We start from the raw sequence: 13904 nt of genomic DNA, 5'->3' as shown, positions 1-13904 counted from the left end.
GATTTCGCGGGGGGCAGGTCACTCTCCCTATGCGGTGGCGCTGGCAGACCAGGCGCTGATCATCCGCCGCGCCTCGCGCATGGCTCAGGACTTGCTGGGAATCAGTGATCTGCCGCCCACCGGCTTGCACCTCAGCCAATGCAACCTGCCGCGCGGGTTCCCGGCTCTGGCGCCGATCGCCAATGCGGTTCTGCGGCTGCAGCAGACCCGGCGCATACCGGTGCTGTCGGGCGGCCGCTACTACACGCTGGTTATGTCACCGGTGCTGGACGTGCATCACAAGCAGATCGGCATTTCGATCACCGTCACCCGCTTTGACATCGAACCCTTCTACAACGTTCTACGGCTGGTCAGCAAAGTCGCCAGGGTGGGCTTTTGGACCCATAATCTGGATTCCGGAGAGACTTATCTGTCGCCGGAGGCCAGGGAGATTTTCGGGGTCGGGCATAGCTCCAGCGCCCGGTCTTTCGAAGATATCCTTGCCCGCGCGCACCCCGAAGACCAGCCGCTCCTAAGGTCCTCGCTCGCCAAGCTGCAGAAGGACGGCGGCTCCTTCGAATTCGAAGCGCGGTTCTTTAACGACTCGGGCGATGCCAGCTGGCTGAAGGGCAGCATGACCGTGTTTCAGGATTCTCATGGCGAAATCGTCCAGTTTATCGGCGTTTGCTGGGACAAGGACGAAGTGGACGACCGGGACTTGCTGATTGACTGCGGTACAGCGATACAAGACCGCCTTTCCATCGGCGTGTTTTCCATTGACGCTGTAAACAACGTGCCCTCTTGGAACCCGGCAATGTTCTACCTGCTCGGCTATGATCCGGAAACAACCCGGCCTTCAGCGGAGCTTTTGCTGGAGCAGATCCACCCGGACGACCGGGACGCTGCCAGAGACGGATTGCGGGATGTGCAGGTCGAGGGCCGGCCTCTGCATCACTCGTTGCGGCTGCGCGCTTTGGACGGGACCTATCTGCGGGCGCTTCTGTTTGCCCAAGCCAAACGGGAAAAGGATGGCCGGATCTCCCAAGTGTACGGCGGCTTGCAGCTGACCGTCACTGGCACCGAACAGGCACCGGACGCTTAGGCGCAGGCTGTCAGAAACCATGGAGGACCGAGAGATCACAGACCGTCCGGCATTCCGGCCACACTGCACGCTACCGGGTTTTGCTGCCCGAGGGGGTGCCGTTTGCCATCCTCCCGCCAGCTGTCCTGCAGGCGGCACGCGCAACTGCTGCAGAGGTGCCGCTGATGCTGCCTGAAGACGCGGATGTGAACGCCGATGTGCTCGGCAAGGCCTTTCTTGCGTTCCCGTACGGGTCGTTCATTCTGGATTGGGATGGCCGCATCCTTGTCTGCAACCGGCGGGCAGAGCGCAGCTTCTGTCCCTTTTCCCAGTCTGGGAGCGGCGACTTGGCAGGCACATGCTTCAGCAAATTGACGCTGTGCGACCGGGACGATGTGATCTCCAGCTTGCGCAAGGGCGCCGCTGCCGGCTCCGTGTCCTTTCCGATGGCCGCGGGCAATCTGACCGCACCGCTGCCGGACACTGAATTCCGGATCTCGCTGCTGCGGTCGGCCACCAAGGGCGAACGGCTGATGCTGCTGACCCAGGACCAGCTGCGGCTGACGGCGGACAGGCTGCGGCAGATGAACGAGATGCGCGGCAAGCTGCGCGGTGAATTGTCCACCGCCAAGGATGCCAACGCAAAGCTGCAGGAAACCCTTCTGTCGATGGAGGCCTTTGCCCATGCCGCCGCGCATGATCTGCGCACGCCGATCAACACCATGACCGGTTCCCTGCAATTCTTCTCCGAGCATTACAGCGCCGCACTGCCGCAGACCGCCAGGGAATTCCTCCAGCACATGGCCCGGGCCGCGCGGCAGATGGACCAGCTGACGACGGAGCTTCTGGAGCATTCGGTATCAACCGCCTCCGGCACCAGCTTTCAGGAAGTTGTCATGGCAGATGCGGTTTCAGAAGCCTGCGATAGCCTGCACCAGGCGCTGCAGGAGTGCGGCGCCAAGACCCGCGTCTACGGCACGGGCATCACGCTGCAGGCGGACCCGACCTTGCTGCATCTGGTGCTGACCAACTTCCTGTCCAACGCGATCAAGTACCGGGATCCGGCCCGCCCGCTGGAAATCACCATCAGCATGGAAGGCATCGGGCGGGAGCAATGGGTGCTGTCTGTTGCCGACAACGGCATGGGGTTTGATCCGCGGGAGAAGCACCGGATTCTCCAGCCATTCCACCGGGCGCACCGCGAAATCGAAGGCAGCGGCATCGGGCTGTCGACTTGCGCCGAAATTTGCCGCCGCCACTCCTGGAAGCTCACTGCCGATGCCGAACCCGGCAAGGGTGCAATTTTCAAGATTTCCTGCGGCTAAGGCCTTCAGCGCGACCGCCAGACCAAGCAAACCGGACCATCCGGAAGGGCCCCAAAGACCCGCCTCGCCGCCCCTGTCAGCTTGCCGCCATGGCGGGAACCCGCCCGGTCACATGGTCGACCATGCTGAGGAGATCGGACAGATTGACTGGTTTTCGCAGCACCCAGCGGATATTGCGGCTGAGGTTGAACAATTCGCCGCCTGAAAACAGGCGGCTGCCGGTGATGCAGACCACTGGAATATCCGGGCGCAGCAGGGCGGCATAATCTGCCACCGGCAGCGACATCTCCTCCCCGATCTTCAGGTCCAGCACCAGCACGTCCAGGGGCAATTCGGTCAACGCAGAGATGGCGTCGCTGCAGCTGGTGACGGCGGTAACATCATATCCCGCTTCCTGCAGCGCCATGTTGAAGGTGAAGCGGACGCCGGCGTCATCCTCCAGAAGCAAAACTTTGGCTGTCACTTAGATACCCTGTACCGGCGTGGCTGGTGCCGGGATCACGCGATCTTAGCGCATTCACGGCTGTTCTTTTGCCCCTGACAGGTGAATCGCGAAGCGTAGTCTCGAAACCACCGTGAACCGTCATGCGTTCATAAGGGATACTTGTTTCTACTTAAAATTGCATGACCTGTATATCTCAATCACATAATTTCTTCGTAAAAGCCGTACAGCCCGGCAAGGCGCAGCTTTGAAACCGCCCCTTGCCGCGCGTGCCGTCAAAGCCGCTCGATCGCCAGCGCGATACCTTGACCACCGCCGATGCACATCGTGATCAGCCCCTTGGAACCGCCGGTCCGCTCCAGTTCATAAAGCGTTTTCAGGGTGATAATGGCACCTGTGGCCCCCACTGGATGCCCCAGTGCAATGGCGCCGCCATTCGGGTTCACCTTGGCCGGGTCCAGCCCCAGTTCTTTGTTCACAGCCAGCGCCTGCGCGGCAAAGGCTTCGTTGGACTCGATCACGTCGAAGTCGCCAGCCGACAGGCCGGTTTTTTCCAATAGGTTGCGTACCGCGGGCACCGGACCGATCCCCATCACCTCGGGGCGCACGCCGGCATGGGCGTACCCCAGAATCCGCGCCTTGGGCTTCAGCCCCGCCTTCTCTGCCGCCGCAGCCGTGGCCAGCACCATGGCCGCCGCGCCGTCGTTGATTCCGCTGGCATTTCCCGCGGTTACGCGGCCGTCCTTCTGGAACACCGCCCTCAGCCCGGCCAGCGCTTCCAGCGTCGTGGCCTTGGGGTGTTCGTCCACCTCAAACGGCACCAGGTCGCGTTTCACCTTCACCTCCACGGGGGTGATCTGCGATTTGAAGTGCCCGGCCTCGATCGCTGCCGCCGTGCGGGTCTGGCTGGTGAGTGCGAACTCATCCATCTGTTCGCGGGTGATTTCATGCTCATCCGCCACATTCTCTGCCGTCACCCCCATATGGCCGGTGCCGAAGGGACAGTTCAGCGCGCCCAGCATCATGTCGAGCGACTTCACGTCGCCCATCTTCGCGCCCCAGCGGCTTTGCTGGATGATGTAGGGGCTGCGCGACATGTTTTCGGCGCCGCCGGCCAGCGCGAACTCGGCGTCGCCCATGGCAAGAGATTGATAAGCTGAGATAATTGCTTGCACGCCGGAGCCGCAGAGGCGGTTGACGTTCATCGCCGGAACCGCATCCGGAACTCCGGCCTGCATTGCGGCAACCCGGCTCAGGTACATGTCGCGCGGCTCTGTGTTGATGATATGGCCAAACACCACATGGCCGATCTGGCCGCCTTCGACGCCGGAGCGTTCCAGCGCGGCCTTGGAGACCGTGGTGGCCAGGTCGATCGGCGCAGTGCCCGCCAGCGCGCCGCCAAAAGTGCCGATGGCGGTGCGGGCGCCGTCCAGGATCACGATGTCATTCATAGTCTCTCTCCTCGTCAGATTTCCCCCATCATGCACCCGCAGCATTGATCTGTCTGCTGATACGTGCCGTCATCAACACGCGGTGTCACCAGGCTGTCACCCCCCATGCACCGGCTGTACACCACCTGTGCACCGCCGCAGCGCGGCATCGCCGTCTGCGGGAACATTTGACAAATCAGCCGCATCAGCGCAGAGAATCCGTCATGACGGAAAACACAGACGATATCCTGACCCTGCTGCCCGCCCGCCTGAAGGAGGCCCGCCGCGCCCAAGGCCTGAGCCTAGAGGCCGTGGCGAATCTCTCCGGCGTCAGCCGCTCGATGGTGAGCCAGATCGAGCGCGGCGAAAGCTCCCCCACCATTGCGACGCTGTGGAACCTGACCCGCGCACTGCAGGTGGACTTTGCCGGGCTGCTGGAAGCGGCTGACATGCAGGACCGGATTGAAGTGCTGCGCGCCGCGGATGTGCCCAAGATCGAGAACATGGGCCAGGGCTGCCGCATCCGCATCCTTTCGCCGCCGGAAGAGGCCGGCGGGCATGAGGTTTATGACATCCGGTTCGACCAGGGCGGTGCGCTGGTCAGCCAGCCGCACACCCGCGGCGCGGTGGAGCAGCTGACGGTGCTGGAAGGGGAGATCGCGGTGAGTTCCGGCAATGCCAAGGACCAGCTGCGGGCCGGCGATACCGCCCGCTATGCCGCTGATGTCGCGCATTCCATCACCGCTCCCGAGGGGCCCGCGCGGGTGTTTCTGATTGTAAAGAATGCCTGACGCTGGTGACTGCGTTCAGGCGAAACCTGCGAGAGTCGTTGCGGGAAAACGTGGAAGCGGTTTGACAGCCTGCATCGGCAGGAAAGCCCCTTATCGGATTTTATGCGAACAAAGCCCTTGAACGACTCGGGACAACGGCCCATATGTGGTCCGCTTACGTTATTCTTGTCGATCCACTGTCTCCCGCTCTGCGGCGTTTTCAGTCTCTCGATCCAGACCGACTACGCCAGGCTGCCGCACTTCCGCGGGCAGCAATCATCAGGAGACTACGGATATGGCCACTGGCACCGTAAAATGGTTCAACACCACCAAAGGCTTCGGCTTCATCGCACCCGACGGCGGCAGCAAAGATGTGTTCGTGCACATTTCCGCTGTTGAGCGTTCCGGCCTGACCGGCCTGGCGGACAACCAGAAAGTCACCTTCGACATCGAAGCAGGCCGTGACGGCCGCGAGTCGGCGGTGAACCTGCAGCTGGCATAAGCCAAGCAGACTTGCAGATTTGAAACGCGGTCCCTGAAAGCGGGCCGCGTTTTCTTTTGGGCTGTCAGCCCTTGTTCTTCTCATCCCAGAGTTTGGGTTCCCAAAGCTCCACCTTGTTGCCTTCGGGGTCCAGTATCCAGGCGAAGCGGCCGTTCTCATGGGTTTGCGGCCCTTGCAGGACGGGAATGCCCGCCGCTGCCAGCTGCGCAATCATGCCGTCCATGTCGTCGACGCGGTAATTGATCATGAACGTCGCGGTGCTGGGGGCAAACCACGTGCCGTCCGGGTCGGCAGTGGCCCAGACTGTCAGGCCGCCGTCCTCTGCCCTGTCGTCCTGCCAGTTCAGAACCGCCCCGCCGAAATCTTCCAGCACCAGCCCCAGGTGATCCTTGTACCATGCCGCCAGCGCCTTGGCGTCGCCGCGTGCTTTGATGAATACTCCGCCGATGCCTGTGACCCGTGCCATACTGCAACCCTCCGTTTCCCTGGGTTCAGATAGTCCGGAATGGCGGAATTTCACTCACGCCTTCCAGTTTCACGGATTTTTTTCCGCAATCCTGAAATCCTGTATTCCGGAAACACATCCGCTATGCTAGACGTGCGACTCGAGACACCAAGGGAGTTTGCGCATGTCCACTGCTTTTCTGACCGACATCTCCGACACGCTGGCCCAGATCGAGGCCGAGGGGCTGTACAAGCGCGAGCGAATGATCACCTCCCCGCAGGGGGGCGAGATCACGGTTGGCGGGCGTCAGGTGATCAACCTGTGCGCCAACAACTATCTGGGCTTGGCCGACCACCCCGCCCTGATCAAAGCCGCCAAGGACGCGATGGAGCCGAAAGGGTTCGGCATGGCCTCTGTCCGGTTCATCTGCGGCACCCAGGACATCCACCGGGAACTGGAGCAGCGGCTGGCGAAGTTCCTCGGCAAGGATGACGCGATCCTGTTTGCAGCCTGTTTCGACGCCAATGGCGGACTGTTCGAGCCATTGTTGGGGCCGGAGGATGCGATCATCTCGGACTCGCTGAATCATGCGTCGATCATCGACGGCATCCGGCTGTGCAAGGCCAAGCGCTACCGTTACCTGAACAGCGATATGAACGACCTGGAGGCCTGGCTGAAGCAGGCCCGCGAGGACGGCGCGCGGCATATCATGATCGCCACCGACGGCGTGTTCTCGATGGACGGCTACTTGGCCAAGCTGCCGGAGATCCGGGCGCTGGCGGACAAATACGACGCCATCGTGATGGTGGACGACTGCCACGCCACCGGCTTCATGGGCAAGACCGGCGCCGGCACGCCGGAGCATTTCGGAGTGGACGTGGACATCCTGACGGGAACCTTGGGCAAAGCACTTGGGGGGGCCATCGGCGGTTATATCGCCGGGCCGCAGCCAGTGATCGACCTGCTGCGGCAGCGGGCGCGGCCCTATCTGTTCTCCAATTCGCTGCCGCCATCGATTGTTGCTGCCGGGCTGGAGGCGATCCGGCTGGTGGAGGAAGGGGACGGCCTGCGGGCGCAGCTGTTCGAGAATGCGCGCTATTGGCGGGCGGGGCTGGAAAAGCTGGGCTTTGACCTGCTGCCGGGCGAGCATCCGATTATCCCGGTGATGCTGGGCGAGGCGCAGCTGGCGCAGGATATGGCGGCAAGGCTGTTTGACGAAGGCGTCTATGTTTCCGGTTTCTTCTTCCCGGTGGTGCCGCGCGGGCAGGCCCGTATCCGCACCCAGATGAACGCGGCGCTGACGCGGGAGGAGCTGGACCGGGCGCTGGCGGCGTTCGGCAAGGTGGGTCAGGAACTGGGGATTGTGTCATGAGCCGTCCGAACACGATGAAGGCGCTGGAAAAGAGCCGCCCGGAGGAAGGCCTGTGGATGGTACAGGCGCCGGTGCCGGAGATTGGCCCGGACGAGGTGCTGATCAAGGTGAAGAAGACCGGCATCTGCGGCACTGACATTCACATCTGGAACTGGGACGACTGGGCCGCGCACACCGTGCCGGTGCCGATGATCACCGGGCATGAGTTTGCGGGCGAGATCGTCGAGATCGGGCGCAATGTCACCGATCTGACGGTGGGGCAGCGCTGCTCCGGCGAGGGGCATCTGATCAAGACGGACTCGCGCCAGAGCCGCGCCGGCAAGTTTCACTTGGACCCCGGCACCCGCGGCATCGGGGTGAATGAGCAGGGCGCCTTTGCGCAGTATCTGAAGCTGCCGGCCTTTAACGTGGTGCCGCTGCCGGATGACATTCCGGACGAGATCGGCGCGATCCTGGACCCGCTGGGCAATGCGGTGCACACGGCGCTGAGCTTTGATCTCTTGGGCGAGGATGTTCTGATCACCGGAGCAGGCCCCATTGGCATCATGGCCGCGGCGGTGGCGAAACATGCCGGGGCGCGGCATGTGGTGATCACCGACATTAACCCGGACCGTTTGAAGCTGGCTGCGCATGTGGTGCCGGCGGTGCGCACGGTGGATGTGTCCAAGGAAGAGCTGCAGGATGTGATCCGGGAGCTGGGCATGAAGCAGGGCTTTGACGTAGGGCTGGAGATGTCCGGTTCGCAGGCCGCACTTGATCAGATGGTGGAGGCGCTGGTGATGGGCGGCAAGATTGCGCTCCTGGGTATTCCGCCGGGCAAGTCGCCGGTCGACTGGTCGCGGATCGTGTTCAAGGCGATCACCCTCAAAGGGGTCTACGGTCGCGAGATGTTCGAGACCTGGTACAAGATGATTGCCATGCTGCAGAACGGGCTGGATGTAAGCCGGGTGATCACCCACCGGTTCGGGGTGGATGATTTCGCCGAAGGCTTTGCGGCGATGAAATCCGGCTCCAGCGGCAAGGTGGTGCTGGATTGGACGTGATAACGGGCTGAGGGGGCTTTGCCCCCTCGCGCCTTGCGGCGCTCACCCCCAGAGTACTTCTGGAAAGATGAAAGCGGATCAGGGTTTCAACGGCACTCTGCCCGCTTCCGTCAGCAGCCAGCAGTCGCGGCCTTCGAACACCGCGGCGCTGAGCGGGCGGCCGTAGCCGGCGCCGCTGTCGAGGTTGACGCGATTGCCGTAGTGGCTGGGTCGGTCCACCGGCGTATGGCCATGCACGATCAGCTTCGGATGGGGGCCGGTGTGGTCGTGGAAAGGCTGCCGGATCCAGACCAGTTCGTCCTCATGCTGCTGGGCAAGCGGCACTCCGGGACGTATCCCGGCGTGCACAAAGGCTAGCTCCGGCGTCTCGTGCAGGGCAGGAAGGCTGCGCAGGAATTCGGCGTGCGGCGCCGGTATCACTTCCTTGGCTCTGGCGTGCAGATCGTCGAGCCGGGTGCGGTCTTCGAATGTCAGCCCGTAGCTGGCCAAGGTCTCAACTCCGCCGATCCGCTCATGCAGCCAATGGTAGCCGATCAGGAGATGCGGATCGTGGCGGGGCGTCTCCTCCAGGAACCATTCGAACATCCGGTCGTGGTTGCCTTTTAGGCAGATCCAGTCCCGGCCCTGCTCCTGGCCGGCCATCAGCCTCTCGATTACTCCGCGGCTATCGGGACCGCGGTCGGTATAGTCGCCAAGGAAGACGATGCGGGCATCCTCGCCGCCGTCGGCTTTGATCCGCTGCAGAGCGGCATCCAGCATCTCCAGTTGGCCGTGGATGTCTCCTATGGCGTAGAGGGGGGCGGTCATGGCGGCTCCTTTCTGCGGATCTGCCGGAGTGATGGCGCATTGCGCCGCCCGGCTCAACCCCGGGAATGCGGGAGCGCGGCTGGCAATCCGGACAGAGCGCGCCACGTTACTGGCAACGGCGGCTTGCCATCAATCTGAACAGGGAGGATTGGAGATGGAGGGAATTGCGCGGTGGTTTATGCTGGCCGCGGTTGTGTCGGCGCTTGGCGGCATGGTCTGGGGCATACAGATGTCGGCGAGCCAGGACCATCTGCTGTCGCCGGCCCATGGGCATCTGAACCTGCTGGGCTGGGTCAGCTGTTCGATCTATGCGTTTTATTATCAACTGCTGCCGGCCGCGGCCGGGGGCGTGCTGCCGCGGCTGCATCTGGGCGCGGCGCTGCTGGCGCTGGCGCTGCTGGTGCCGGGCATTCCGCTGGCCATCCAGGAGCGCGGCGAGGGGCTGGCGCAGGCGGGATCAGTAGCGGCGCTGCTGTCGATGCTGATCTTTGCCGCGGTTGTGCTGCGGCACCGGCCGAAAAAGGCGGTGTTTGCGCGCCAGAAGGGGCATTGAAAAAGCCCCCGCGGCGGTGGCGGGGGCTTTGGCAGTCTTGCGCAGGTCCGTTTAAACGACGTCGAACTCCAGCGGCTTGATCTGGTTGAACAGGCCGGTTTCCGCAAGCTTGGCGCGGATCTCAGCCGGGACGGGCTCATCCACGTAAAGCAGCGCGATGGCCTCGCCGCCGGCCTCGGAGCGGCCCAGGGTGAAGTTGGCGATGTTGACGCCGTTGTCGCCCAGGGTGTGGCCCAGGGTGCCGATGATGCCCGGCACGTCCTCGTTGGTGGTGTAGAGCATATGCGCGCCCACATCCGCCTCGATGTTGATGCCCTTGATCTGGATGAACCGCGGCTTGCCGTCGGAGAACACGGTGCCCGCCACCGAGCGCTCGCGCTTGGAGGTGACGGCAGTCACCTTGATATAGCCATCGAAGGCACCGGATTTGTCCTGGTTGGTGGTGGAGATCTGGATGCCGCGCTCCTTGGCGACAACCGGGGCGGAAACCAGGTTCACCTCGGGGTTGGACCGCTTCATGATGCCAGCGATCACCGCGCAGTTCAGCGCGTCCAGGTTCATGCCGGCCGCCGCGCCATCATAGAGGATGTTGATCGCCTTGATCGGCTCATCGGTCATCTGGCCGACGAAGCTGCCGAGGTGGTCGGCAAGCTTGATCCAGGGGCCCATGACCTTGGCTTCCTCAGCCGTCACCGACGGCATGTTGAGCGCGTTTTCAACCGCACCGGTCAGCAGGTAGTTGGACATCTGCTCTGCCACTTGCAAGGCGACGTTTTCCTGCGCTTCGGTGGTGGCGGCGCCCAGGTGCGGGGTGCAGACCACGTTGGGCAGGCCAAACAGGGCGTTTTCCTTGGCCGGCTCCTCAGAGAACACGTCGAAGGCAGCGCCTGCCACATGGCCGGAGGTCAGCAGCTCCGCCAGCGCGGCCTCATCCACCAGGCCGCCGCGGGCGCAGTTGATGATGCGCACACCCTTCTTGGTCTTCTCCAGGTTTTCCTTGGACAGGATGTTGCGGGTCTGCTCGGTCAGCGGCACATGCAGGGTGATGAAGTCGGCGCGGGCGAGCAGTTCTTCCAGCTCCACCTTTTCGACGCCCATCTTGTCGGCCTTCTCCTGGCTCAGATAGGGGTCATAGGCGACCACTTTCATCTTGAGGCCGCGGGCGCGGTCGCAGACGATGCCGCCGATGTTGCCGGCGCCGATCACGCCCAGGGTCTTGGCGGTCAGCTCGACCCCCATGAACTTGGACTTTTCCCACTTGCCCGCGTGGGTGGAGGCAGAGGCCTCGGGCAGCTGGCGGGCGGCGGCGAACATCATGGCGATGGCATGTTCGGCGGTGGTGATCATGTTGCCGAAGGGGGTGTTCATCACAATGACGCCGCGCTTGGAGGCGGCTTCCTTGTCGATGTTGTCGGTGCCGATGCCGGCGCGGCCGATCACCTTGAGGTTATCGGCGTTCTCCAGAATCTTTTCCGTCACCTTGGTGGCGGAGCGGATGGCGAGGCCGTCGTACTGGCCGATGATTTCCGCCAGTTTTTCCTTGTCCTTGCCCACGTCGGGCAGGAAGTCGACGTCGATGCCGCGGTCGCGGAAGATCTGGACGGCGGCCTCAGACAGCTTGTCGGAGATGAGAACTTTGGGAGCCATGTTTGCGGTCCTTGTTGCGGGGGCCGTTGCGGCCGATTGTGCGAAGTTTTGTGCGAGGACTGCGCCCGGCCCTGAGTGGGCGTGAAGCGCCCTCCCGTGGGGAGGGTCGGGCGCTGCTCGGCGGTGCCGCCGGGCACAGGTGTTGCTCAGGCGGCCTCGGTCTGGGCCGCGATCTCGGCCTCGAAGGCCCATTTGATCCAGGGCATCAGCGCGGCCACGTCGGTGGCTTCCACCGTGCCGCCGCACCAGATGCGCAGGCCCGGAGGCGCGTCGCGGTAGGCGCCGATGTCAAAGGCCACGCCTTCCGCTTCCAGACGCTTGGCCACGGCCTTGGCAAAAGCGGCGCCGTCCTGGATGCGTTCGTCCGTGAACTTGAGGCAAACGCTGGTGTTGGAGCGGTATTCCGGCTGTTCCGCCAGGAAGGCGATCCAGGAGTTGTCCTGCACAAAGCTTTGCACCGCGGCCAGGTTGGCGTAGGCGCGTTCACGCAGGCCTTCCATGCCGCCCACCGAGCGGGCCCAGTCCAGCGCCAGCAGGTAGTCCTCCACCGCCAGCATCGAGGGGGTGTTGATGGTCGCGCCCTGGAAGATGCCGTCGATCAGCTTGCCGCCCTTGGTCAGGCGGAAGATTTTCGGCAGCGGCCAGGCGGGGGTGTAGCTTTCCAGCCGTTCAACCGCGCGGGGGCTGAGGATGATCATCCCGTGCGCCGCTTCGCCGCCCAACACCTTCTGCCAGGAGAAAGTGGTCACATCCAGCTTGTCCCAGGGCAGATGCTGCGCAAAGGCCGCGGAGGTCGCGTCGCAGATCGTCAGCCCTTCGCGGTCCGCCGGGATCCAGTCACCGTTGGGGACGCGCACGCCGGAGGTGGTGCCGTTCCAGGTGAAAACAACGTCATTGGTGAAATCGACGGTGCCCAGGTCCACGATCTGGCCGTAATCGGCGGTCTTGACGGTGGCGTCCAGCTTGAGCTGTTTCACAACGTCGGTGACCCAGCCGGAGCCGAAGCTTTCCCAGGCCAGCATCTCGGTGCCGCGGGCGCCCAGCAGGTTCCACATCGCCATTTCAACCGCGCCGGTGTCCGACGCCGGCACAATGCCGATTTTGTAGTCTGCGGGAATGTTCAGGATCTCGCGGGTGCCCTCGATCGCCGCCTTCAGCTTCTCCTTGCCGACCGCAGCGCGGTGCGAGCGGCCCAGCGGCGCGCCGGCAAGTTTCGACAGGTCAAAGACGGGAGGTTTGGCACAGGGGCCCGAAGAAAAACGCGGATTGGCCGGCCGCGATGCCGGTTGTGCAATAGCCATATATGCTACCCTTCCAGATAAGCGCCCCTCGTTGGGGAGGGGTGTCCCGGGTACAGAGCTAGGCTGCTGCAGCGCGGCATGCAACAGAAAAATCAGAAGAATGCGGCTGTTGGAATGTTTTTTGCGACATGATTTTCCACCATCGGAAACAGCCGCCCTGAAATGGCGAACAGGACCGCTCCTTATGATGCCGCCGGTCATGAACGGCTTTTTGCCGTCTGGCCGAGGCCCCGGCGGCCCGCTATGACAAGGAGAATCCTGAGGAAACGGAGCCTGCCGATGTTTGTTGCCAGCCTGATCTGCAATCCCGCCAGCCCGGTGCTGGAGCCCGCCCTGCCCGAATCGCTGCGTAATGCCTGGGGCGGCGGCGAGGCCATCTGGCTGGCGCCAGGCGTCGCGGCCGAGTTTGCGCTGGAGCAGATGCCGGGCAACCGCTGGCAGGTCTGGGAGGATTTGCAGCAGATGGGGGTGGATCTGGTGATCCAGCCCGCCGACGGTCGGAAGAAGAAGATGCTGCTGGCCGACATGGATTCGACCATGATCCAGCAGGAATGCATCGACGAACTGGCCGAGGAAGCGGGTGTTGGCGCGCGGGTCAAGGACATCACCGCGCGGGCAATGAACGGCGAGCTGGATTTCGAGGGCGCGCTGATCGAGCGGGTCGGGCTGCTGCAGGGGCTGCCGGAGACGGTGATCGGCAAGGTTCTGGACGAGCGCATCACCCTGATGCCGGGCGGCAGGCAGCTGCTGTCGGTGATGAAGGCAAATGGCGCCTATGCGGCGCTGGTGTCGGGCGGGTTCACGGCTTTCACCTCCAGGGTGGCGTCGGAGCTGGGCTTTGACGAGAACCGGGCCAACACGCTGCTGGCGGAAGGCGGCAGGCTGACCGGCGAAGCGGCGCGGCCGATCCTGGGCCGCGAGGCCAAGGTGGAGGCGCTGGAGCAGATCACCGCCCGGCTGGGAATCGGCGAGGCGGATGTGATCGCGGTGGGCGACGGCGCCAACGACCTGGGCATGCTGAAACGCGCAGGCGCAGGCGTCGCGCTGCACGCCAAGCCATCGGTGGCGGCGGAATGCGAAATCCGCATCAACCACGGCGACCTGACGGCGCTGCTCTATATCCAGGGCTACTCTGAGGCCGATTTCAAAAGCTGAGCCCGCTCCCGGGGCCGCAATCCGGGGAACTCCCGCGCCCGCAGGTGCGGCT

The 13904-nt window shown here is 63.5% G+C and carries 14 protein-coding genes; 8 read left to right on the top strand and 6 right to left on the bottom strand.

Features of this window, described 5'->3' with window-relative positions:
* Positions 1-1081 (top strand): PAS domain-containing protein (locus B2P87_RS07215; RefSeq protein WP_286852290.1); only part of this gene is annotated, 1081 nt, incomplete at its 5' end.
* Between the two features lie 164 nt (positions 1082-1245).
* Positions 1246-2385, top strand: coding sequence for a sensor histidine kinase (locus B2P87_RS07210; protein WP_141891562.1), 1140 nt, complete (start codon positions 1246-1248; stop codon positions 2383-2385).
* 76 nt (positions 2386-2461) lie between these two features.
* Here B2P87_RS07210 and B2P87_RS07205 read toward each other — a convergent pair whose 3' ends face one another.
* Both B2P87_RS07205 and B2P87_RS07200 read right to left on the bottom strand, forming a co-directional pair.
* Positions 2462-2848, bottom strand: a complete 387-nt coding sequence (locus B2P87_RS07205) for a response regulator (RefSeq protein ID WP_058287537.1) — start codon at positions 2846-2848, stop codon at positions 2462-2464.
* Between the two features lie 254 nt (positions 2849-3102).
* Positions 3103-4278, bottom strand: a complete 1176-nt coding sequence (locus tag B2P87_RS07200; protein ID WP_141891563.1) for an acetyl-CoA C-acyltransferase family protein — start codon at positions 4276-4278, stop codon at positions 3103-3105.
* 203 nt (positions 4279-4481) lie between these two features.
* On the opposite strand from B2P87_RS07200, the gene B2P87_RS07195 reads away from it, so the two are divergent.
* Positions 4482-5048 carry a helix-turn-helix domain-containing protein gene (locus B2P87_RS07195; RefSeq protein ID WP_058287535.1) on the top strand — a complete coding sequence of 189 codons (567 nt, stop codon included), beginning with the start codon at positions 4482-4484 and terminating at the stop codon, positions 5046-5048.
* 274 nt (positions 5049-5322) lie between these two features.
* On the top strand, positions 5323-5529 hold the full coding sequence (locus B2P87_RS07190; protein ID WP_008554505.1) for a cold-shock protein: 207 nt from the start codon (positions 5323-5325) through the stop codon (positions 5527-5529).
* A gap of 64 nt (positions 5530-5593) precedes the next feature.
* On the opposite strand, the gene B2P87_RS07185 is transcribed toward B2P87_RS07190, so the two are convergent.
* On the bottom strand, positions 5594-5995 hold the full coding sequence (locus B2P87_RS07185) for a VOC family protein (protein WP_141891564.1): 402 nt from the start codon (positions 5993-5995) through the stop codon (positions 5594-5596).
* Between the two features lie 163 nt (positions 5996-6158).
* Between B2P87_RS07185 and B2P87_RS07180 the strand changes: the two genes are divergently transcribed.
* Complete coding sequence (locus tag B2P87_RS07180) at positions 6159-7346, top strand: glycine C-acetyltransferase (protein ID WP_141891565.1); 1188 nt, start codon at positions 6159-6161, stop codon at positions 7344-7346.
* A 14-nt stretch (positions 7347-7360) separates the two neighbouring features.
* Positions 7361-8389, top strand: coding sequence for an L-threonine 3-dehydrogenase (gene tdh / locus B2P87_RS07175; RefSeq protein ID WP_141892123.1), 1029 nt, complete (start codon positions 7361-7363; stop codon positions 8387-8389).
* A 78-nt stretch (positions 8390-8467) separates the two neighbouring features.
* Here tdh and B2P87_RS07170 read toward each other — a convergent pair whose 3' ends face one another.
* Positions 8468-9196 (bottom strand): metallophosphoesterase family protein, encoded by a 729-nt coding sequence (locus B2P87_RS07170; RefSeq protein WP_141891566.1) that lies wholly within the window; start codon positions 9194-9196, stop codon positions 8468-8470.
* Positions 9197-9350: 154 nt separating this feature from the next.
* Here B2P87_RS07170 and B2P87_RS07165 point away from each other — a divergent pair, with 154 nt between their 5' ends.
* Positions 9351-9749 carry a hypothetical protein gene (locus tag B2P87_RS07165; protein ID WP_141891567.1) on the top strand — a complete coding sequence of 133 codons (399 nt, stop codon included), beginning with the start codon at positions 9351-9353 and terminating at the stop codon, positions 9747-9749.
* Between the two features lie 51 nt (positions 9750-9800).
* On the opposite strand, the gene serA is transcribed toward B2P87_RS07165, so the two are convergent.
* Positions 9801-11396 carry a phosphoglycerate dehydrogenase gene (serA, locus tag B2P87_RS07160; RefSeq protein WP_141891568.1) on the bottom strand — a complete coding sequence of 532 codons (1596 nt, stop codon included), beginning with the start codon at positions 11394-11396 and terminating at the stop codon, positions 9801-9803.
* Positions 11397-11542: 146 nt separating this feature from the next.
* Positions 11543-12697: a phosphoserine transaminase gene (locus tag B2P87_RS07155; RefSeq protein ID WP_141891569.1), complete on the bottom strand. Its 1155-nt coding sequence runs from the start codon at positions 12695-12697 to the stop codon at positions 11543-11545.
* A 279-nt stretch (positions 12698-12976) separates the two neighbouring features.
* On the opposite strand from B2P87_RS07155, the gene serB reads away from it, so the two are divergent.
* Positions 12977-13852, top strand: coding sequence for a phosphoserine phosphatase SerB (gene serB, locus B2P87_RS07150; RefSeq protein WP_141891570.1), 876 nt, complete (start codon positions 12977-12979; stop codon positions 13850-13852).
* Positions 13853-13904 lie beyond the last annotated feature (52 nt).

Origin of the sequence: Leisingera sp. UBA4491 (genome assembly GCF_002388965.1) — a bacterium.
Taxonomy (GTDB): Bacteria; Pseudomonadota; Alphaproteobacteria; order Rhodobacterales; family Rhodobacteraceae; genus Leisingera; species Leisingera aquaemixtae.
Note: the sequence above shows the minus strand (reverse complement) of the source record. Positions and strands in the feature narration are given on the sequence as shown.

Coding starts and splice junctions, on each gene's coding strand:
- serB (WP_141891570.1), top strand. CDS start 12,977: ATGTTTGTTGCCAGCCTGATCTGCAATCCCGCCAGCCCGGTGCTGGAG.
- tdh (WP_141892123.1), top strand. CDS start 7,361: ATGAAGGCGCTGGAAAAGAGCCGCCCGGAGGAAGGCCTGTGGATGGTA.
- serA (WP_141891568.1), bottom strand. CDS start 11,396: ATGGCTCCCAAAGTTCTCATCTCCGACAAGCTGTCTGAGGCCGCCGTC.
- B2P87_RS07210 (WP_141891562.1), top strand. CDS start 1,246: ATGCTGCCTGAAGACGCGGATGTGAACGCCGATGTGCTCGGCAAGGCC.
- B2P87_RS07200 (WP_141891563.1), bottom strand. CDS start 4,278: ATGAATGACATCGTGATCCTGGACGGCGCCCGCACCGCCATCGGCACT.
- B2P87_RS07195 (WP_058287535.1), top strand. CDS start 4,482: ATGACGGAAAACACAGACGATATCCTGACCCTGCTGCCCGCCCGCCTG.
- B2P87_RS07170 (WP_141891566.1), bottom strand. CDS start 9,196: ATGACCGCCCCCCTCTACGCCATAGGAGACATCCACGGCCAACTGGAG.
- B2P87_RS07165 (WP_141891567.1), top strand. CDS start 9,351: ATGGAGGGAATTGCGCGGTGGTTTATGCTGGCCGCGGTTGTGTCGGCG.
- B2P87_RS07155 (WP_141891569.1), bottom strand. CDS start 12,697: ATGGCTATTGCACAACCGGCATCGCGGCCGGCCAATCCGCGTTTTTCT.
- B2P87_RS07190 (WP_008554505.1), top strand. CDS start 5,323: ATGGCCACTGGCACCGTAAAATGGTTCAACACCACCAAAGGCTTCGGC.
- B2P87_RS07180 (WP_141891565.1), top strand. CDS start 6,159: ATGTCCACTGCTTTTCTGACCGACATCTCCGACACGCTGGCCCAGATC.
- B2P87_RS07185 (WP_141891564.1), bottom strand. CDS start 5,995: ATGGCACGGGTCACAGGCATCGGCGGAGTATTCATCAAAGCACGCGGC.